Consider the following 19,174-nt stretch of genomic DNA (forward strand, 5'->3'; position numbering starts at 1 on the left):
GCACGTCCGGTGGTGTGGGAGGACGGCGGGGGCAACCCCGCCTTCTACCCGATGCAAGGGTGCTGCGAACCTTACTGCAGCACGGGGCCTGTGCTGCTGCCGATGTGCAGGCCGTCCTGCGAGGTGCCCTGGCGGATCATCGCAAGACCGATGGTCTTCCCTGTGGCGGGATGACGTGCGGTGCTGGTCACTTTGCCGACGGCCTTGTCCTGCCAGAGCTCGTCTCCGACCTTCACGGGGGTGTTGGAGGCGAAGGCGATCATCTCGCGCGGCATTTTGCCGGTGGTCTTGATGCGGGAGAGCACCTCCTGGCCGATGTAGCAGCCTTTGGCGAAGTCCATGGCTTTGCTTTCGAGACCGGCTTCAGGTGGAAACGTTTCAGCGTTGAGCTCGTGAGGCCAGCGGGGGATTTTTTGCAGGATGCGCCAGGTTTCGAGATCGGCGTCGGTGAGGACAGGGAGTGACTCGAAGGAGGGAGCGGCTGCAAATGCGGGCAGCCAGAGATCCATGCCAGGGACGCCGAAGCGGGTGGAGCGCAGGAGGTGGTGCGGCTGATCCGGCGTACGCATCAAGCTTTCGGTGCGCGCAGGATCACCGGAGGCGCTCCAGAAATGCCAGAGCTGCCAGTCTTCCGTGACATCGGTCAGTTCCACGTCATCGGCCACGATGTAGCGCTCCAGGCGCATGCCCAGGGGCTCGCGCAGATCGGGTTCGGCATCCAGCAGGAGGGCCTCTTCCTGCGCGTGGATGCAGACGTCCGCGGCGATGCGGCCTTTCACATCGGTGACGCAGGCATAGAGGGATTCATCGGCTTTGACCCGGCGCACATCGTTGGTCACCTGGCCGTTCAGGTAGCGCACACGGTCGGCGCCGGTGAGGCGGAATTTGGCGCGTGACGAAAGATTCACGGCGGCTCCGTGGGTGGTGATCTGCTGGAACAACTCGGGGGGCATGTGGCATGAATGGGCAGAGCACGCGGTGCCGCAAGCGGGCAAAGTCGAGGGATTGTATTGACTCGAAACGGGTGCGCGGCAAGATCGGGTCTCTCTTCCATGCGCATCCTTCCTCTGCTTCTTTCTACTGTTTCTCTGCTTGCTCTTGTCCCGGAGGCCGCCGCACAGGCGCCGGCATCTGCCCCTGCCGGAGGCAAGATCAGAGTCGTGACGCGCAACCTGGAGCCGTTTTCCTTTGAGAAGGAGGGGCGGCGTGTCGGGTATGCAGCCGAGCTTTGGGACCAACTGGCGCGCGAGACGAAGCTGGACTATGAGGTCAAGATCGTGGGCACGGCGCAGGAGATCATCGACGCCCTGCAAAGCAAGACGGCGGATGTGGGGGTGGGCGCCATCAGCGTGACCGCCAAGCGCGAGGCGATCATCGATTTCTCGCAGCCCTTTTATGAGTCCGGCCTGCAGGTGCTGGTGTCCGGTGGCAGCGGCAGCTTTGCGGACAACATCATGTCGATCGTCGGCAACCTGTTCAACATTGAGCTGATCGGTGCGTTTGCGCTGCTGATGGTGACGATGTTCATCATCTCCCATCTGGTCTGGCGCTACGAGCACAAGATCAACGGCGACATGTGGCCGGAAGACTACAAGAAGGGCATGTGGGAGTCGTTCTGGTGGACGATCAGCACGCTGCTGGTGGGCGGTGCGGACAACAAAGGTCCGGTGGGCGTGGGCGGCCGCATCGTGGCCATTGTGTGGATGCTGCTGAGCATTGTGCTCGTCTCGCTGCTTACGGCCTCCTTCACCACGACGCTCACCATCAACACCCTGAAGGGGGACATCAATGGTCCGGGAGACCTGCCGGGCCGCAAGGTGGCCACAGTCAAGGGCAGCACCACGGAAACCTGGCTCAATACCAAGGGCGCCAAGACGGTGCCGCTGGCCACGGTGACGGAATGCGTGCTCGCGCTCAGGAACGGTGACGTGGCCGCGGTGGTGTATGATGCGCCGGTGCTGCAATATGAAGCCGCCAAACTCAACGATGAAAAGCTGCAGATGGTCGGGCCGGTGTTTGAGAGGCAGAACTACGCCTTTGCCCTGCAGCAGGACAGCACCCTGCGCGAGAGTTTGAACCAGGCGCTGCTGAAGCTGACGGAGCAGGGCGTGGGCAACGAACTGCGGAAGAAATATTTCGGTGAAGACAAATAAACGGGCGGCGTTCTGCTCCGGTCATGCCTGACGCGCCCGCCTCCTCTCCTGGAATCTTTGCCACGATCGTGGCGGTGTTCCGGCTGAACCGTGTGCCGTGCCTGGTGCTGAACGCGTTCGCGCTGGCGCTGGTGGTGAGCTACTACCAGGTGCCGGCGCTGGCGGGGTTCTGGGAGGCGCTGGGAGCTTTCAAGACGCGCTCGGCCTTCGCGTTTTCGTGTGTGTCCACGATGTTTGCGGCGGCGATCATGCCCACCGCCATTCAGCGGATCATGGGCACGCTGCCGCGGGAGGGAGGCGTGAAGCGGCTGGTGCTGCTGATGCTGTTCTGGGGCTACCGGGGGATGGAGATCGATTTGTTTTATCACTTCCAGACCTGGCTGTTTGGAGATGCGCATGATGCGGGGACGCTGGTGAAGAAGGTGCTGGTGGACCAGTTCGTCATGAGCCCGCTGTGGTTTGTGCCCACGTATGTGATCGCACTGCGCTGGGTGGAGCTGGGCGGGTCGTGGAGGCGGACACGACCGACGCTGAACCGGGAATTTTGGACGCGTACGTGCCCGACGGTGTTGATCACGAACTGGCTGGTGTGGATCCCGGCGCTGGCGCTGGTGTACAGCCTGCCGGCGGCGCTGCAGTTTCCGCTGTTTTCCGTGGTGATGTGCTTTTTTATCCTGGTGGTGACGGTGATGACGCAGGGGAAAGCGGTGACCGAGCCGTCGGAATCACTTGGAAGCGCCGGGGTGTGAATTCAGCAGCTCGACGAGCTGGATGAGTTCGTCTTCACTGATGTCCACAAAGGAATCGAGGGAGCGGATGGCGGCGACGATGTCCTCATGGGTGGGCGAGGAGCCGTGTTTGGGTGTTTCTGACCGGGGAGAGTGGACGGGATGATGGAAGGCGTTTGGGTAGCGCCGCCAGCGGAAGGCGCAGTTGATCAACACTGCCAGCAGCACCATGACGAGCGCATTGGTGAGCACGGGAAACAGCACGAAACTGAAGCCGAGCTGATGAATGGCGCTGCCGCCCATGACGGCGGTGAAGGCGGTGGCACCACCGGGCGGATGAATGCATTTGAGCTGCTGCATGGCCCCGATGGCGAGACCGACGGCACAGGCGGCGGCGATGGCTGGCTGGTGGATGAAGTGCGCGCAGGTGACACCAATGAACGCTGAAACCCCATGTCCCGCGATGACCGGCCAAGGCTGTGAGAGCTGTCCATGAGGCACGCCAAAGAGCAGCACAGCGCTGGCCCCCATGGAGGTGATCAGCGCGGCCGCACCGCCAGTGGGCAACGCCCAGGTGGAGATGGCGATCAATGCCAGGATGGCGAGCCCGCCGCCCAGGGTGGAGACTGTTTTTTCAACGGCGCTGACTTCGATCAGCTCAATGCCGAGCCAGCGGCGCAGGTGGGAAAAAGGCATGGGGAACGGATGGCGCTCGACGTGAGATCATTGGGCGGAATCACCGGCATCATCCTCGGCGGAAAATTCGGCGAGGTAGCAGGGCGGGCTGGCGTAGCGCGCTGGCTCGTCTTCCGCGTCTTTTGCGGCCCGGAGCTGAGTCTGCAGCCAGGTGAAGAGCACGTCCGCACCCGCACTGTCTGTCTCTGCCTGGGCGGCTGCTTTTGAAAGCCGCCCCGTGGAAGCGGGGATGGATGGAGTGGTGGAGGCTGGCATGGGATGCGGAGGGTGGAAGGTGTGAGTCAAACGGCTCGTCCATGCGCGGGAGCCCGAGCTGTGAACCAGTGGTCGCGATTCCACCACAGACCCGCGACGAGCGCTCCAGCGGCATACGCGACGACATCGGCGGGATCGCCGCCAGTGCGCGAGGTGATGTGGGGGAGAAGCCATTCAAACAGCAGCGACCAGAACACGAGATGCCCGGCGATCTCGCCCGGCCGTGGCGGGCCCTCCTGTGCGCGAAGGCCCAGGCGGTGATGCAGCCACAGCACCGGCGGCAGCGCGCAGGGGATCAACCAGAGGTCGTTGAAATGAAACATCATGAAGCCCGACCCCACGTGAGGCTTGATGAAACAGCGATTGATCCCGTAGGCCAGCCAGCCGGTCAGGAACAAAGAATCGCGGAAGCAGCGGAAACGGGGCATGTCAGCAGAGGGCGTAGATGAGGCCGGCGGCACTGGCGGCGATCAGGAGCTTGATCAGCAGGGTTTTGATGATGAGCAGCATGGCAGGACGGAGAGGGTGATGGGTTATCAGCCTTTTTGGCGGACTGTTTCCTCGTGGTGAAGACGCATGCGGGCCGAAAGAATGGCTGTGCGGCCAAGATAACCAAGAACCTGTGAGGGAGCAGCCGGATTCACCACAGGGAGACGCCCTATTTCGTGATCCAGCATCTTGGCCAGTGCGGTGTGCAGCGGCTCCTCAGGGTAGGTGACCACCAGCTCGGTGGAGCCTGCCTCCATCACGGTCATCGTCGCGGCCTGTGGCTGCTGCAGGGCGCGGATGAGATCGCCACGGGTGATGATGCCGGCAAGCTGGCGCTGATCATCGAGAAGAAGCGCCGCCTGCCGCCTGGCCAGCACGTCCTCACCGCGGGAGATGCATTCTGCATAAGTGGCCAGCGTCAGGTAGGCCGGGATGGAGGGCACATCACGATCCATGACGTCCTGCACCCGGGAGAACTCAAAGGGGTCAATGCTGTACTCGCAGGTGATGTGCTGGCCGCGACGCGACAGTTTCTGGGTGAGGATGGAGCGCTTCATGAGAAGCGCATTGACGCCGAAAGAGGCCACGGAGCCCACCATCAGCGCCGGGAGGAGGTGGTAGTCATAGGTCAGCTCAGCGGCGAAGATGATGGCGGTAAACGGGCAGCGCATGGAGCCGCTCATCATGGCGGCCATGCCGACGAGAGCCCACAGGCTGTCATCGCCGGCATGGATCCAGGGCGCGAGCGCCGCCCCGAGAGAGCTGCCGATGATGAGCAGCGGGGCCAGGACGCCGCCCGAGGTCCCGGAGCCGAGCGCTGCGGACCATACGAGCGCCTTGGCCAGCAGCAGGCCCAGCACGGCGGTGCCTACGATTTCACCCCGCAGCAGGGAGTGGATCGACTCGTAGCCGACTCCGAGGACGCGGGGCTCAAACACTCCGCCAATGCCAACGACGAGCGCTCCAATGGCAGGCCACCACATCCAGTGCAGCGGGAGTTTTTGAAAGAGGTCTTCAAACCCATACACCAGCACGGTCAGCAAGCCCGCGCCGAAGCCCACCAGCACGCCCACGGCAGCGGCGCAGGCGATCACCGCGCCGGACATGGTCTCGTGTGGAACGACAGGGAAAATGGGGCCGCTTTCCAGCAGAAACCCACGTGCGACGGCGGCGGTGCTCGCTGCGACCGTCACAGGAATGAAGCTGCGCGGCTTCCATTCAAAGAGCAGCAGCTCCACGGCCAGCAGCACAGCGGCCACGGGTGTGGCAAAGATGGCCGTCATGCCCGCAGCCGCTCCGGCGACGAGCAGGGTCTTCCGCTCCGCCGAGCTCAGATGAAAGCGCTGGGCAAACAGCGAGCCAAAGGCGCCGCCTGTCATGATGATGGGGCCCTCCGCCCCGAAAGGCCCGCCTGTACCGATGGAGATGGCGGATGAGAGCGGCTTCAGCAGCGCGACCTTCCACTGGATGAAACTGCGGCCAAGCAGAATGGCCTCCAGGGCTTCGGGAATGCCATGACCGCGAATTTTTTCGGATCCAAACCGCGCCATCAGGCCGATGATGAGCGCGCCCACCACAGGCACGGCGACCACCCACCAGCCGAGATGATGCCCCTGCGGGGTGGCGGGCAGCGAGGACCAGCGCTGGTAGAAGGCCAGATTGGTGATCACGGTGATCAGCCACAGCAGGGCATAAGCGACCAGGGAGCTGATGGCGCCGATGACCACGGCCATGGCGGAAAGGCGGATGACCCGCGGGCCGAGGCTGAAGTCGCCCAGTCGCACCGGGGCGTCCGAATGAGCAGACGCCGCATGGTCGGTCAGATTTGAGTGGACTGGCATCGGGCACTTTAATATCGTAATACGATATATGTCAAACAAGGACGGTCATCCAGGCCCGGGAAATGCTTCACAAGGCTCCATGCCCGTGCGCAAATCGATCTCCAAATCCCAGTATGAAAACCTTGCGGCGTTTCGCTTTGCCCTGCGGAAATTTCTTCGCTTCAGCGAGGACGCCGCCGTTTCAGCAGGGCTGACGCCGCAGCAGCACCAGGCGCTGCTGGCGATCAAGGGGTTTCCGGGGAGGGACTACGTGACGGTGGGGGAGCTGGCGGAGCGCCTGCAGGTGAAGCATCACAGCGCGGTGGGCCTGATCGACCGGCTGGTGCTGGAGGACCTGGTGGAGCGCCGTGCCTCAGCGGAAGACCGGCGGCAGGTGAACATCCGGCTCACGCCGCGGGGAGATGGCGTGCTGGAAAAGCTGGCGTCCATGCACCGGGAGCAGTTGCGGCTGATCGGGCCGGAACTGAGCTCTTTGCTGCAGAGGCTGGGGCAGGGGGATTCTTTGGTGTGAGCCGCGGGGGGGCGCGTTCGTGAAAGCGTTGCGACATGTGGCACATGCTGTAACATCTCTTCACCATGAGCCGAACTGTTCAACTCACTGTGCCAATGCCGGCGAAGCTGGCAAAGCTGAGGTTTCCCAAAGCGCTGGATGCGCGGCTCCAGTTTTTGTTGGATGAGCAAGGCCGTAAAGGCAGGCTTTCCTCTGGTGAAAAGAAGGAGGCCGAAGGCCTGGTGCAAATGGCCACGACTCTGTCGATCTTGAAACTGGGGGCTCAGGTCAAAATGTTGAAGGACTGAGTCCATGGCCGTGCCTGCCAGTCTGCGTAAACGTGTGGTTCGCAGGGTCAAGCATCGTTGTGAATATTGCGGGCTATCAGATATTGGCCAGGCGGCAACGTTTCATGTCGATCACATCATCCCACAAGCAGCGGGAGGCACTTGTGTGTTGGAGAATCTGGCACTGGCGTGCATCCACTGTTCCTTGCGCAAAGGTGCGCGACAGAACGCCCGCGATCCTCAGACTGGCCGTGCTACGCGCCTCTTTAATCCCCGAAAAGACTCGTGGAACCATCATTTTCGCTGGGCTGCGTTTCGTCTGAACGGCATTACCGCCGTCGGCAGAGCGACCATTGATGTACTGGATCTGAACAGTGCTGAACATCAGATCATTCGCACATTCGAAAAACGGCTGAGGAGACATCCTCCGCCAGGACATCTGTAAGCTGTTTCAGATCCCCGTTTTACTTCCAGAACTTCTCCACCGCAGCGACGAGGCCGGGGATGCTGTTCTCATTGGCCTCTACATCGACCTTGAGGCCGTGGGCTTTGATGGCGGCGCTGGTGATGGGGCCGATGCTGGCGATCTTGATGTCCTTGGGAAGATCGACCTTGAGATGGAGGAAGTGCTCGACGGTGGAGGCGCTGGTGAAGGTGATCATGTCGGCGCCTTCTTCTTTGAGGCGGGCGAGGGCTTCCAGATTATCCTCGGTCTCGGCGATGGTGCGGTAGGCTTCGGCTTCGTCGACGATGGCGCCCATGCCGCTGAGTTCGTTGGCGATGACTTCGCGCGTCTCCTGGGCGCGGACCCAGAGGATCTTCACGTTTTCGACGTCCTGGTGGTCCTTGAAGGCTTTGACGAGGCCTTCGGCGACGTAGTTGCCTTTATCGGGCATGAGGTCCACGGCGAGGTGGCGGGCCTTTACCTTTTCGGCGGTGCCGGGTCCGATGCAAGCGATGCGGACGCCGCCGATGCTGCGGGCGTCGTTGTAGAGCTTGTCGAACATGGTGAAGAAGGCGTCCACGCCGTTCGGGCTGGTGAAGATGATCCAGTCGTAGGTGTGGCAGTCCTGCACGAGCTCGCCGAAGGACATCTGGTCTTCCACGGGGGCGATGCGGATGGTGGGGAGCTCGATCACATCCGCGCCGAGCTGGGCGAGCTGTTTGCTCAGCGTGCTGGCCTGGGCGCGGGTGCGGGTGACGACGATTTTTTTGCCGAAGAGGGGGCGCTCTTCAAACCAGTTGAGCTGCGGGCGCTCGGTGACGACGTCTCCGACGACGGCGACGGCGGGGGCTTTGAAGCCGGCTTCTTTCACCTTTGCGGCCATGGTGCCGAGGGTGGCGACGAGGGTCTGCTGGTGGGTGTGCGTGGCCCAGCGCACGAGGGCCATGGGGGTGTCCGGGCTGGCGCCGTGCTTGATGAATTCGCGGGTGATTTCTTCGATGCGCTCGACGCCCATGAGGAAGACTTTGGTGCCGTCTGCCTGGGCGAGCTTGGCGTAGTTGAGCGAGGTGTCGGGCTTGGTGGGGTCTTCGTGGCCGGTGAAGATGGTGAGCTGGGAGGCGTGGGAGCGGTGGGTGACGGGGATGCCGGCGTAGGCAGGGCCGGCGATGGCGGAGGTGATGCCAGGGACGATCTCAAACTTCACGCCGGCGGCGCGGAGCTCCGCGGCCTCTTCGGCGCCGCGGCCGAAGAGAACGGGGTCGCCGCCTTTGAGACGGGTGACGGTTTTGCCTTCGGTGGTGAGCTTGACGATGAGTTTATTGATCTCCTCCTGGGAGAGGGTGTGGGCGCCGGCTTTCTTGCCCACGTAGATGCTGGTGGCGCCGTCTTTGGCGTAGCGGAGGTGCTCAGGGTTGCAGAGGTAGTCGTAAACGAGAACGTCGGCAGCCTCGATGCATTCCTTCCCTTTGAGCGTGAGGAGTCCGGGATCGCCGGGACCGGCGCCGACGAGGTAACAGATGCCAGGGGTGATTTTCTTGGAGGCCATGGTGGGAAAGGGGCGTGCAAAGTGCCGAATCCGTGACGCATCGCAAGGAAGGATGCTGTTTCTGAATTTCCTGATGGATGACCGAAATTGGCTTCGTTACGAATGGTCACTGTGCCTGTGCTCCCCATTTTTTTGAACCTGCCTGATGCCTGCAAACCTGAAGAACCGGTGCTGCTGGCGATCTCGGGGGGGCGGGACTCCGTGGCACTGCTGCACCTGCTGAGGGACGCGGGTTTTTCCCAACTGATCCTCTGCCACCTGAACCATGGGCTGCGGGGGAAGGAGTCGCTGGATGATGCGGCGTTTGTGCGGCGGCTGGCGAAGAAGCTGGGGGTGAAGTGTGAGATCGAGGCGGAGGATGTGGCGGCGGTGGCGGAGAAGAAGGGGCTCTCGACGGAGACGGCGGCGCGGGAGGCGCGGCATGCGTTTCTGCTGCGGATGGCGGAGAAGTATGATGTGTGGGTGGTGCTGCTGGCGCACCATGCGGAGGACCAGGCGGAGACGATTTTGGCGAATGTGTGCCGGGGCAGCGGACTGGCGGGGCTGGCGGGGATGCACACGGTGCAGCGGCTGGACACGGGCCTGCACCTGGTGAGGCCGCTGCTGCATGTGCGGCGCGGGGAGATCGACGCATATCTGAAGGCGAAGCGCGCGAAGTTTCGTGAGGACTCGAGCAACACGTCTCCGAAGCACCGGCGCAACCGGCTGCGGCACGAGGCACTGCCGCTGCTGAATGACATCTTTGTGCGGGATGTGGTGCCGCAGGTGCTGCGGCTGGGGGCGCTGGCGGAGCAGGATGATGATGCGCTGCAGCGGCAGGCGGTGGCGTTTTTAACGGCGGACGGCCGGGTGAAGGAGGACCGCTCGCTGGTGATCGTGCCGGAGCTGCTGGCGCTGCACCCGGCGGTATCGTCGCGGGTGTTTGCGCTGTGGCTGCGGGATGTGTGGGAGCTGCCGGGGATCGAGCACGATGTGATCGAAGCGGCGCTGGGGATGCTGGCACCGGACGGGGCGGCGAAGATCAATCTGCCGGGGGACAGGCACCTGAGGCGGAAGGCGAAGCGGCTGTGGGTGGAGTGAAAAAAGTACTCGTGAGCTTTAGCTCACTCTGAATTCTGGGACGATCACGCGCTGGCCAGAGCGGGCTGAAGCCCGCGAGTACTTTGAGGGGCCGCTGCGCGGTACGGGAGTGAAAAGTCGTACTGAGCTTTAGCTCGTTCTGGAGTTTTGGGACGAAGAGAGCGCTCTCCAGAACGAACTGAAGTTCTTAACTACTTTGGCTTTAGCCCTCCAGCGTATGCACAAACAGGCCGCTGCGGAGTTTGGGCTCGAACCAGGTGCTCTTGGGGGGCATGATCTGGCCGACGTCTGAGATGGCCATGAGCTGGTCCACGGTGGTGGGGTACATGGAGAAGGCGACGGTGTGCTCCTTGGCGTTGACGAGTTTCTCCAGCTCCACGGTGCCGCGGATGCCGCCGATGAAGTCGATGCGCTTGCTGGTGCGGGGATCGTCGATGCCGAGGATGGGCTTGAGGAGGCGGTCCTGGAGGATGCTGACATCGAGCTGGTCGATGGGGCTGGCGTCCTTGGCGGGCTCCCAGTTGAGCTCGTACCACTGGTCCTTGAGGTACATGCAGCACTGGCCGGGCTTGGTGGGGGACTTCAGCGTGGTGGGCTTGAGGGTGAAGATCTCGCCGACTTTTTTGAGGAACTCCTCGCGGTCCATGCAGTTGAGGTCCTTCACGGCGCGGTTGTAGGGGAGGATCTTGAGCTCGTTGCCGGGGAAGAGCACGCTGAGGAACCAGTTGTAGTTTTCTTCGCCGGTGTGGTTGGGATTGGCCTCGCGGCGCAGCTTGCTGACGCGGAAGGCGCTGGCGGCGCGGTGGTGGCCGTCTGCCACGTAGGCGCAGGGGACCTGGCTTTCAAACAGGCCGGTGAGGGAGACGCAGAGGCCGAGGGAGAGGCGCCAGAGCTGGTGGCGGACGCCATCGGGAGCGGTGAAGTCATTGATAGGCTTCTCCGTCTTCATGAAGCTCTCGATCAGCGCGCTGATGCCGGGGCGCTGGCGGTAGGTGAGGAAGATGGGGCCGGTGTTGGCGTTGAGCGCGTCAACGAGGTTGGTGCGGTCGTCCTCTTTGTCCTGGCGGGTCTTCTCGTGCTTTTTGATGATGTCCTTCTCGTAGTCCTCGGTGTGGCAGACGGTGACGAGGCCGGTCTGGCTGTGGCCGGCGATGACCTGGCGGTAGAGGTACATGCAGGGCTTGGGCTCGCGGACGAGGATGCCCTGCTGCTGGAGGCGGTCGAAGTTTTCGCGGGCCTTGGCGTAAACGGGGGCGGAGTAGGGGTCGATCTCGGGGTCGAGGTCGATCTCGGCGCGGTCCACATGGAGGAGGCTGTAGGGCTTGCCTTTGGCAAGGGCGGCGGCCTCCTCGCGGTTCACCACGTCGTAGGGGACAGCGGCGACTTCGGGGGCGTTTTTCTGGGTGGGGACGAGACCTTTGAATGAGCGGATGCGCATGGGGCGGGATAGAGCGCGGGGGGGCGGTTGTCAAATCCGCACTCGGGGGGGATTTGGTTCGTGGTTCCAAAGTAAAGCCGACATGCCGTGGGAGCAGAGAGGTGTTCAGGAAACAATCGCGTAACCGGATTTGAGGAACCACGGAAAACACTGAATACACGGAAAAATAATCACGCGCTGGATTTCTGCTCTTTCCCGTGTTTGTATCTAACTTCGTGAACTCTATGTCCGCCAGCGAAGATGTGGAGCATGGCATCAAGCCTGTTGCACGCATGCTGCCCGCCAGTCATGCGCCGACGGGAGCCGAACTGGCCCGAATCTGGGCAGACCGGCCTCGGCTCGGCGAAGAACAGGCTGAAAGTTTCGCATCTGACATGGCTGAGGCGCGCGCAAATCTTCCCGCGGTGATTGCGCAATGGGACAGAGGCTTGATCCAAGCTTGAGTTTCACCGAGCGGGAATTAAATGCTATGGGATGAGGTGCCATCTCACTGTCCTTGGTTTGATCGGACTATGCCTGGCCGCAGGTTGGGTCTGGTATGAGCAGCAACCGAAAGTGAAGCTGCTGAGAATGCTCGATCTCCCGGGATCAATGCGGGTGCGCAATTCTTGGATCGAAAGAAGCAGTCGTCTCTTTTATTACATGGACGCCTACTGCGACATTCAATGCACGGAGGAAGAATTTCGAAGCTGGCAGGACAGGGTTCACGGGGAGTCTCCCACCCGAAACGTTCCGTTTCCCATCCAAGGCATGCCGCCCGAAGTCCAGGCATGGTGGACTAGCGCGCCAATTCAAGGTCAACCCATGTTTCAAGCCAGGCGGGGAGGCGTGACGGTGACCGCTGTTTGGCGTGAGGAGAAAGCGTTTGTCGTTTTTGGCCTGCGCGGGAAACAAGGAGAGACTTGGGAAATAAACCCGGACGACAACCCATAGCTCTCCACATGTCGAAATCGAAATGCTCTTACGGTGTCTCTTTGTTAGCAGCCTCAGCACTCTCCCTCGCCACCTTCCGCGCCGCAGAAACCACGTGCGTGCAGGCTTCGATGCAGAGGAGGGGGAGGGCGTTGGGGGCGTGGTTGGGCTGCGTTTTGCTGGCGGCAGGGCCGGTCATGGGCTGGGTGTCATTCAGGGGCCAGAGGATGCGGCGGAGGCAGCGGTCGTTGGCGCAGGTCTTGCCGATGAGGGCGTGGCACTGCTCGTCGGTGAGGGTGTTGACGAAGCGGTACATGCCGGTCTGGCGGGCGAAGACTTCACGCAGGGGCACGGCGGTGAGTTTTTCCTGCTCCTGGGCGCGCAGCATGCCGATGGCGGCGGGGTAGAAGAAGTCGAGGGCGAGGCGGAGTTCGTCGAGGCCGGCGAGATCGAGACGCCAGCCGCGGTTCAATGTGGGCGCGGTGTGCAGGGGGCGGAAGGCACCGCTGGCATCGTAGCGGGAGATGAAGAGGGCATCGTGCGCCTCATGGTGGACCTGGAGGCCGGTGAGGCCGCGATCGGCGATGTGGCAGAGGGAGTAGGTGCCGTCGGTGTTGGTGGTGATGGCGATCTGGCCGATTTCATTGAGGCCCTCGTTGAGCCAGTAGGCGAGGGAGGATTTGACCTCGTCATTGGCCATGGCGGGCTTGTCGCTGACGCCGTGCTTTGCGTCGAAGTCGTGGACCTGGTCGAGAATGACATCGGCCATGAGGGGCTCGGTGCCGATGGCGCCGCTGTAGTAGATGTGGCGGCCCTGGAGCTGGTGTGGGTTTTGGTGGAAGACGCCGCTCTCGCTGAGGGCCTCGCCGACTTCCTCGCGCATGCCGAGGAGGACGGGGATGTCCTGAAAGCTGTGGAGGCCGTCGGCGATGAAGAAGGGGACGACGACGACATTCGGCGCGGTGGTGAGCTCGGCCCAGTCTTTGACAAAGGGGGCTTCCTCCATGTAGGCGTCGATGACTTCGGCGAAGCCGTAGTGTCCGGCGCGGATGAGGGCGACCTGATCCTGAATGGCCTTGGTGGAGTTCTCGTTGAGGCTGGTGCCGTGGCCGACGATGACGAGGCTCGTCTGCTCCCGCGGTACATGGGGGGCGACTTCATTGGCGCGCTGGATGAGGAGGCGCGTCATGTTCGGGTGCACGCCCACGGGGTCGCAGTAGCGGATGGTTTTGCCGTCGCGGAGAGTGGTGGGGCCGTCGAGGCGGAGCTCGCGCGGCAGCACCTGCTGGCAGAAGTAGCCCTCGCTGATGAAATTGGGGACGACGTAGAGGACGTCGCTGTCCACCATCTCATACACCTCGCGCATGTTCGGCTCCTCTTTCCAGAAGCAGCAGACGACCTCACGGAAGAGGCCGCGGCGGCGGATGGAGTCGGCGTGGAGGTGCGTGGGGGAGCTGGAGTCCGGGTTTGTGGTGGAACCGTGACCGACGAGGATGAGGGCGGCGTGAGGGTGGGGAGACAAGGCGGGGGGAGATTTATGATTTACGATTTATGATTTATGATTTGGGAGAGGGGAGCGGTGTGTGGGGGCTTGTTGGTGCTCGTCCTCCTACTCCTACTCGAACTCGTCCTCGATGATTGTGCAGCGCCGGGTGATGTGGGAACGAAGGACTGAAAACTGGGAACTGAAAATTGAAAAATGAAAATTGTCAGAAGAGGTGCGCGAGAGTGATGGATGAAACAAGAGCTGGTCAGTACCCTCTCTACGCCAGCAGCCCATGGATTGGAAAGCATTCGTCATTCATCATTCGGGTTTCGTCATTTTTTGCTCAACCGTGCCGAAACCTTACGTCCTTGATCTTGGCGTCGGGCAGCTTTTCCTGCAGGCGTTTGAGGATTTTGACTTTTTCCTGCATGAGGGCGTGGTGGGCGGTGGGCTGGAGGAGGCGGACGGTGAGGACGCCGCGCTCAAAGGTATCCGGACGGGTGAGCTTGAAGAGGAAGGCGCCGACGATCTCCTGCCAGGCGGCGAGGATGTCCTCGAGCTTGACGCGGTTGGCGAGGCCGGCCTTGGCCACGATCTGGGTGGCGAGGTCGCCGACGCGGAGGGTGGGGAGGTCCATGAGGGGCCCGTCCTCGACGCCGCGCCAGGCGGCGATGAGGTTGTGGCGCCTGCGCATGGCGGCGGTGGGCTTGCGGTTGTCCATGGAATGGGGTGGATGGTATACGGCAATTGACGGGTGCTAAATCGCAAATTTCAAATCTCGCATTCCTCTGGGGCGTTGTTAAAGGTGCCTCTTTCCCCCAACCCCAACCGATTTTCCAGCCATGTCCGTCGCCGTCGACACTCCCACCGCCATCCCCACCGAGCATACTGACCCCGTCAACGCGCAGATCCTGGTCGTGAGCGAGGACCGTATCAAGGGCTTCACGCCGACGCCGTTTCAGGACATCGCCGAGGGCTGCGGGCTGCCGCTGGAGACGGTGGTGGAGCGCATCCGCGCCATGCTGAAGGCGGGCGTCATCCGCCGGGTGCGGCAGACGCTGCTGGCGAACAAACTGGCGGAGGGCGCACTGGTGGCCTGGAAGGTGCCGCCGGAAAAGCTGGAGGCGGCCTTTGAGTTCCTCTTCAAGCAGGACCCCTTCAGCGGCCATGTGGTGATGCGCTCCACCGACCGCGAGGTGAGCGGCAGCGACTACCGCCTGTGGACGACGCTGAAGGTGCCGCAGGACCGCAACATCAACGAACACTGCGATGTGCTAGCCCGCCTGATCGGCGCGGAAAACTACTACACGATGCAGGCGCACGGCATCTTTGCCCTGGGCGTGGGCCATGTGCGGCGCAAGACCATGGAGCCTGGAGAGCGCGCCGACGAGCCCGCGAAGATGATGACCACGAACATCGCCGAGCTGGATGCGGAAGAGTGGAATGTGCTGCTGCACCTGAAGGGTGACCTGAGTGCGGACGAAGTGGGCCCGAACCCGTGGGAAGGGCGTGCGAAGGCCGCCGGGGTGTCTCTGGAGAAATTCTGCGAGGTGGCGAAGCGCCTGGATACGAAGGGTGTCATCGGCCGCTTCTCCACCTTCCTGGAGCATGTGAAGCCGAGCGCGGGTGGTGTGCGTGTGACGCGCTTCAACGCGCTCTTTCACTGGAAGGTGCCGAAGGGCATGGAGGAACGCGCGGGCGGGGAAGTGGGGCGGCACCCGATCATGACGCACGCCTACTGGCGTGAAGGCGGCGACCGCTTTGCCAATGTGAACATCATGGGTGTGATCCATGGCACGGACAAGGAGACGGTGCTGGCGCACAAGGCGGCGATCGACAAGCACCTCGTCGAAGAAGGCATCCCCGTGGAGTACACGAACGTGTTCTGGGGCGGGCGCAGCGAGATCAAGCCGAGCGAGATTTCACCGATTGTGTTCAAGGAGTGGCATGAGAAGTGGAAGGATGTGAAGGGGCCGGTGGTGTAGAGGGAAGCTCAGTATGAGCTGAAAAGCCCTGTTGCAGCCTTGGACGGCGAAACTTATCATCGTCCATGCCCGCAGCTCACCAGATTCCCGCGCTGAACCGACTGCGCTCGGTGCTGCCCGAACTGCGGCGGGATTTTCCACTGGGGCGCATGGCGCTTTTTGGCTCCGTGGCGCGTGGTGATGCACGTCCTGACAGCGATGTGGATATTCTCGTCGAAGTGGACCCGTCCATCGGGCTCCGGTTTGTGACGCTGGCAGAGCGGCTGGAGACTGTGCTGGGAAGGAAGGTGGACCTGGTTTCCAGGCGTGCACTCAAACCCGGCCTGTGGAAGCAGATCGAACCGGAGCTGATCGATGTCGAGGCGTGATGCGAGCCTGCTTCTGCAGGACATGCGGGAGTCCATGCAAAAGATCGCCCGCTACGTGGCAGGCATGGATCGTGCAGCCTTCCTGGCGGATGAGAAGACGGTGGATGCCGTGGTGCGGAATGTGGAGATCATCGGCGAGGCCTCGAAGCAACTGCCGGACGACTTTAGAGCGTGTCATCCACAAGTCCCGTGGACGCAGATGGCCGGGATGCGCAACCGCATCGTGCATGACTATGCCGGAGGGACCTGGAGCTGGTGTGGGATGTGGTGACGAAGTCGCTGCCAGCATTGGAGGGGCAGATCGCGGGGCTGGTGTGAACCGGCGGCCTTGATCCGCTCGCGCTGCCTCTAAGGAGAAAAGGTCTTGTCACCGACTGCGATCTGTCATTTTCTTCCTTTCATGAAAAACACTCTGCGGGACCGGGAGGCTGTTTGCGTGCTGCTGCGGACGACGAGCGCGGAGGAGCTGAAGGCGGCGTGCGAGCTGCTGGACAAGGCGGAGATTTCGTACCGGGCGACGGGGACGAAGGCGGGGTTTGACATCATGGAGGTGGGGCGTGCGGGAGGGCCGGCGGACAAGCTGCTGCTGATCGCCAAAGAGGACCACCCGCGGGCCTGCGAGGTGATGGAGCAGTCGTATGCCTCCACGCCTCTGCCGCAGGGGCACTTTCTGCAGGAGGCCACGGATGATGAGATTTTGGAGATCCTGGCGGCGCCGGAGGAGTGGAGCTTTTTTGACCTGGCGCAGGCGCGCAAGATGGCGCGTGCGCGCCAGCTTTCCGCGGTGGATCTGGCGGAGAAGAAGGTGGCGCATGTGACCGAGCTGCGGGAGGGCCGGCCCGCGCCGAAGATGCTCATGGGGCTGGGGTGGATTTTGTCGCTCGTGGGCAGCGGGATCGGGATCCTGCTGGGGGTGGGGATCATCATCAGCATGGAGCAGACGCCGCATGGATCATTTCCGAAGTATGACAAGGCCTCGCGCGAGAGCGCGGCGAACATGATCTTTGTGAGCGTGGTGATGGCGGTGGTGCTGACGATGCTGCTGCTGACGTTGAACGGGAGGTGAGCCTTGCGCTTTCTCAGGCTTTGAGTTCGGATGGAAGTTTGAAGGAGGGATGAAATTCCACCCATGCCGTTTCTTCGACATGAAACGCAACGGAGTTCGAGAGGCACCAGGCTTCAGCGCCCTCTTTTGCCTGCTGCCATAATCCTTCCGCCCAAAAGGGGGCGCAATGGTTCCAGGTGTTTTCGGTGGGGAAGTAGACGTGGCCTCTGCCCATCGTCATCTCGACGGTGAAGCGGTTCTTGCCGACATGCCCGTCGAACATTTCCTTCCAGCGGGGCTGGTAAGTGATGGTATGGATTGTCATGGCACGGGGCTGTTTTTCAAAGCACGGGTGAGGATGGCTTCCACCACTTCCGTCTTGGCGCTGGCGTAGGCATTCATGTCCGGCCACTGGGCTGCGGCGAGGCGGCGCTTGGTTGATTCATAGAGGAGGCGGTCGTCAGCGTGGGTGCGCAGCCAGTCGCGGAAGGCGATGTGGCGGGTGAACTCCATGCAGCCGGTGGAGAAGATGTGGAGGTGTACATCGAGCTGCGGCGTGCGGAGCATGCGGTGCTGGTGCCAGTCCGGCTCACGCACGCGGAGGACGTAGCCTGCGGTCAGCAGGGCCTCCAGATACGACGCTTCATTGGCGGAGTCTGCGACGAGCACATCGATGTCGATGATGGGCTTGGCGGCCAGTCCTGGCACGGATGTAGAACCTACATGCTCGACGACGAGCGCCTTTGCGCCGAGCGCTTGGGAGATGAGAGAGGCCTGCCGCTCAAACTGCGCAGGCCAGCGCGGATCGTAGTCGGCGATCACGATCTGCCGTTTTTCGATTCCGCCGATCAGGACTTCGCTCATGGTGGGTGGCTCATTGAATCAATCTTCCCCGAAGAAAAGAATGGCTAGTAACGAGAGGAAAAGGGAATACAGGCAGGTCCCCAAGCTGGCGATCGCAGATAGAATGTGCCACCACGTTCTGGGCTGTGCAGCAGAAAGGCTCGCCACCGAAAGGCAAAGGTTCACGAACAACATCATGGGGAAGACCAGCAAAAGGACTGGCAGGAAAAAGCGCTCGTCAAAAACACGGAACGCGGCTTGAAGGCCATAGGCGACGCCGTAGAGGCCGGGAACCACGAAAAACGCCGCGGTGGGGATTTGAGCGGCGTTCGCACAGGAGAAGGTTTTCATCGGCATGAAGGTGCGGGGGCGCCCTGGGGACGTCGTCTGGCATCCGCACCGCAGTTTACGTGGCTCTCATGAACCGCAACCGCCTCTTCTCCGTTCCGTTTTGCCTCGAGATAGGTTTACGAAAGCCCCGTCCACGCCCAGATCCCGAACACTCTCCCGCGATCTCAGCTCCCAGACGCAGCTTGCGATGACTTCATAACCCCGCTGTTGCAGGGCCCTCACCAGCCAGCGCGGCAGCGCCACCTGGTTGATCATGCAGCAGTCCCAGGGCTGCCGCTGCCATAGCGCCACGAGGGCGGGGAACAGTCCAAACCGCGCAAGCCGCACCTGTGGCAGCAGCTTCCTCAACCTCCTCAGCACGCCCGTTCTGTGCGAAGCAAAGACCACCTTCGCCAAGGGAACGTGTTGCGCTACCGCCGCGCTCACACGCGCGAGATCGTCGTCGGCATAATCTCCCTTGAGATGGGCCACCAGCCCTATGGCTGCACTCAGCTCCGCCAGGCAGTCGTGCAGAGCGGACTTCGGACTCCATGCATGATGCGCGCAGTGGAATCCGCCGTCCGCATTCCGCACCACATCCAGTTCCACGAAGTCCATGTGATGCTGGACGGCCAGCCGCACACCTGCGGGGGTGTTTTGCATGCTCCGCGCCATGCCGCCACGGTGTGCGATGATTTTCATGGAGGCAGCATGCCCGGCACCTTCCCGAGCGGGGCGGCGGTAATTTTGGACGGTA

General features: G+C 62.3%; 24 protein-coding genes. 11 read left to right on the forward strand and 13 right to left on the reverse strand.

Going from position 1 to position 19,174, the window contains the following annotated elements:
- Positions 1-71: 71 nt before the first annotated feature.
- Entirely contained in the window at positions 72-953 is an 882-nt protein-coding gene (locus ACILSQ_RS23855) for a YgfZ/GcvT domain-containing protein (RefSeq protein WP_395746181.1), read from the reverse strand.
- Positions 954-1,052: 99 nt separating this feature from the next.
- Here ACILSQ_RS23855 and ACILSQ_RS23860 point away from each other — a divergent pair, with 99 nt between their 5' ends.
- Together ACILSQ_RS23860 and ACILSQ_RS23865 are read left to right on the forward strand one after the other, a co-directional pair.
- On the forward strand, positions 1,053-2,153 hold the full coding sequence (locus ACILSQ_RS23860; protein WP_395746182.1) for a transporter substrate-binding domain-containing protein: 1,101 nt from the start codon (positions 1,053-1,055) through the stop codon (positions 2,151-2,153).
- Between the two features lie 23 nt (positions 2,154-2,176).
- On the forward strand, positions 2,177-2,902 hold the full coding sequence (locus ACILSQ_RS23865) for a hypothetical protein (protein WP_395746183.1): 726 nt from the start codon (positions 2,177-2,179) through the stop codon (positions 2,900-2,902).
- Here the strand turns inward: ACILSQ_RS23865 and ACILSQ_RS23870 are convergent.
- From ACILSQ_RS23870 to ACILSQ_RS23885, 4 genes are all read right to left on the reverse strand, one after another.
- Positions 2,879-3,577 (reverse strand): HPP family protein, encoded by a 699-nt coding sequence (locus ACILSQ_RS23870; protein WP_395746184.1) that lies wholly within the window; start codon positions 3,575-3,577, stop codon positions 2,879-2,881. The two genes, ACILSQ_RS23865 and ACILSQ_RS23870, sit on opposite strands and share 24 nt — an antisense overlap.
- Before the next feature lie 27 nt (positions 3,578-3,604).
- The gene (locus ACILSQ_RS23875; protein ID WP_395746185.1) at positions 3,605-3,832 is read right to left on the reverse strand and encodes a hypothetical protein; all 228 of its coding nucleotides are present in this window, start codon (positions 3,830-3,832) and stop codon (positions 3,605-3,607) included.
- A gap of 26 nt (positions 3,833-3,858) precedes the next feature.
- The gene (locus tag ACILSQ_RS23880; RefSeq protein WP_395746186.1) at positions 3,859-4,260 is read right to left on the reverse strand and encodes a hypothetical protein; all 402 of its coding nucleotides are present in this window, start codon (positions 4,258-4,260) and stop codon (positions 3,859-3,861) included.
- A 108-nt stretch (positions 4,261-4,368) separates the two neighbouring features.
- A complete protein-coding gene (locus tag ACILSQ_RS23885) occupies positions 4,369-6,162 on the reverse strand; it encodes a chloride channel protein (RefSeq protein WP_395746187.1) in 1,794 nt (597 codons plus the stop codon).
- A 79-nt stretch (positions 6,163-6,241) separates the two neighbouring features.
- Here ACILSQ_RS23885 and ACILSQ_RS23890 point away from each other — a divergent pair, with 79 nt between their 5' ends.
- From ACILSQ_RS23890 to ACILSQ_RS23900, 3 genes are all read left to right on the forward strand, one after another.
- A complete protein-coding gene (locus tag ACILSQ_RS23890) occupies positions 6,242-6,673 on the forward strand; it encodes a MarR family winged helix-turn-helix transcriptional regulator (protein WP_395746188.1) in 432 nt (143 codons plus the stop codon).
- Positions 6,674-6,768: 95 nt separating this feature from the next.
- Positions 6,769-6,960: a hypothetical protein gene (locus ACILSQ_RS23895; protein WP_395746189.1), complete on the forward strand. Its 192-nt coding sequence runs from the start codon at positions 6,769-6,771 to the stop codon at positions 6,958-6,960.
- 4 nt (positions 6,961-6,964) lie between these two features.
- A complete protein-coding gene (locus tag ACILSQ_RS23900) occupies positions 6,965-7,384 on the forward strand; it encodes an HNH endonuclease (RefSeq protein WP_395746190.1) in 420 nt (139 codons plus the stop codon).
- Positions 7,385-7,403: 19 nt separating this feature from the next.
- Here the strand turns inward: ACILSQ_RS23900 and cobA are convergent, their stop codons facing one another.
- The gene (gene cobA / locus ACILSQ_RS23905) at positions 7,404-8,930 is read right to left on the reverse strand and encodes a uroporphyrinogen-III C-methyltransferase (protein ID WP_395746191.1); all 1,527 of its coding nucleotides are present in this window, start codon (positions 8,928-8,930) and stop codon (positions 7,404-7,406) included.
- A 132-nt stretch (positions 8,931-9,062) separates the two neighbouring features.
- Between cobA and tilS the strand changes: the two genes are divergently transcribed.
- Positions 9,063-10,010 carry a tRNA lysidine(34) synthetase TilS gene (tilS, locus tag ACILSQ_RS23910; protein ID WP_395746192.1) on the forward strand — a complete coding sequence of 316 codons (948 nt, stop codon included), beginning with the start codon at positions 9,063-9,065 and terminating at the stop codon, positions 10,008-10,010.
- A gap of 202 nt (positions 10,011-10,212) precedes the next feature.
- Here the strand turns inward: tilS and ACILSQ_RS23915 are convergent, their stop codons facing one another.
- Entirely contained in the window at positions 10,213-11,448 is a 1,236-nt protein-coding gene (locus tag ACILSQ_RS23915) for a DUF1015 domain-containing protein (protein ID WP_395746193.1), read from the reverse strand.
- Between the two features lie 224 nt (positions 11,449-11,672).
- Between ACILSQ_RS23915 and ACILSQ_RS23920 the strand changes: the two genes are divergently transcribed.
- Positions 11,673-11,891 (forward strand): hypothetical protein, encoded by a 219-nt coding sequence (locus tag ACILSQ_RS23920; protein ID WP_395746194.1) that lies wholly within the window; start codon positions 11,673-11,675, stop codon positions 11,889-11,891.
- A gap of 518 nt (positions 11,892-12,409) precedes the next feature.
- On the opposite strand, the gene ACILSQ_RS23925 is transcribed toward ACILSQ_RS23920, so the two are convergent.
- Together ACILSQ_RS23925 and ACILSQ_RS23930 are read right to left on the reverse strand one after the other, a co-directional pair.
- Positions 12,410-13,882, reverse strand: coding sequence for a CbiX/SirB N-terminal domain-containing protein (locus tag ACILSQ_RS23925; RefSeq protein ID WP_395746195.1), 1,473 nt, complete (start codon positions 13,880-13,882; stop codon positions 12,410-12,412).
- Between the two features lie 307 nt (positions 13,883-14,189).
- Positions 14,190-14,567 (reverse strand): DUF721 domain-containing protein, encoded by a 378-nt coding sequence (locus ACILSQ_RS23930; protein ID WP_395746196.1) that lies wholly within the window; start codon positions 14,565-14,567, stop codon positions 14,190-14,192.
- A 121-nt stretch (positions 14,568-14,688) separates the two neighbouring features.
- Between ACILSQ_RS23930 and ACILSQ_RS23935 the strand changes: the two genes are divergently transcribed.
- The 4 genes from ACILSQ_RS23935 to ACILSQ_RS23950 all read left to right on the forward strand — a co-directional run bounded on the left by ACILSQ_RS23935 (position 14,689) and on the right by ACILSQ_RS23950 (position 17,265).
- On the forward strand, positions 14,689-15,831 hold the full coding sequence (locus ACILSQ_RS23935; protein WP_395746197.1) for an Lrp/AsnC family transcriptional regulator: 1,143 nt from the start codon (positions 14,689-14,691) through the stop codon (positions 15,829-15,831).
- 65 nt (positions 15,832-15,896) lie between these two features.
- Positions 15,897-16,199: a nucleotidyltransferase family protein gene (locus ACILSQ_RS23940; RefSeq protein WP_395746198.1), complete on the forward strand. Its 303-nt coding sequence runs from the start codon at positions 15,897-15,899 to the stop codon at positions 16,197-16,199.
- Entirely contained in the window at positions 16,186-16,470 is a 285-nt protein-coding gene (locus tag ACILSQ_RS23945; protein ID WP_395746199.1) for a DUF86 domain-containing protein, read from the forward strand. The genes ACILSQ_RS23940 and ACILSQ_RS23945 overlap by 14 nt, the downstream gene beginning before the upstream one ends.
- A gap of 129 nt (positions 16,471-16,599) precedes the next feature.
- The gene (locus ACILSQ_RS23950; protein WP_395746200.1) at positions 16,600-17,265 is read left to right on the forward strand and encodes a hypothetical protein; all 666 of its coding nucleotides are present in this window, start codon (positions 16,600-16,602) and stop codon (positions 17,263-17,265) included.
- Between the two features lie 13 nt (positions 17,266-17,278).
- Here ACILSQ_RS23950 and ACILSQ_RS23955 read toward each other — a convergent pair whose 3' ends face one another.
- The 4 genes from ACILSQ_RS23955 to ACILSQ_RS23970 form a co-directional block, all read right to left on the reverse strand.
- Positions 17,279-17,569 carry a hypothetical protein gene (locus tag ACILSQ_RS23955; protein WP_395746201.1) on the reverse strand — a complete coding sequence of 97 codons (291 nt, stop codon included), beginning with the start codon at positions 17,567-17,569 and terminating at the stop codon, positions 17,279-17,281.
- Positions 17,566-18,108, reverse strand: a complete 543-nt coding sequence (locus tag ACILSQ_RS23960) for a GrpB family protein (protein WP_395746202.1) — start codon at positions 18,106-18,108, stop codon at positions 17,566-17,568. The genes ACILSQ_RS23955 and ACILSQ_RS23960 overlap by 4 nt, the downstream gene beginning before the upstream one ends.
- Before the next feature lie 18 nt (positions 18,109-18,126).
- Positions 18,127-18,438 (reverse strand): hypothetical protein, encoded by a 312-nt coding sequence (locus ACILSQ_RS23965; protein WP_395746203.1) that lies wholly within the window; start codon positions 18,436-18,438, stop codon positions 18,127-18,129.
- Between the two features lie 66 nt (positions 18,439-18,504).
- Positions 18,505-19,119: a glycerophosphodiester phosphodiesterase gene (locus ACILSQ_RS23970; RefSeq protein WP_395746204.1), complete on the reverse strand. Its 615-nt coding sequence runs from the start codon at positions 19,117-19,119 to the stop codon at positions 18,505-18,507.
- Between the last annotated feature and the right edge of the window lie 55 nt (positions 19,120-19,174).

The sequence above is a fragment of the Prosthecobacter sp. genome, assembly GCF_044227185.1.
Lineage (GTDB): Bacteria > Verrucomicrobiota > Verrucomicrobiia > Verrucomicrobiales > Verrucomicrobiaceae > Prosthecobacter.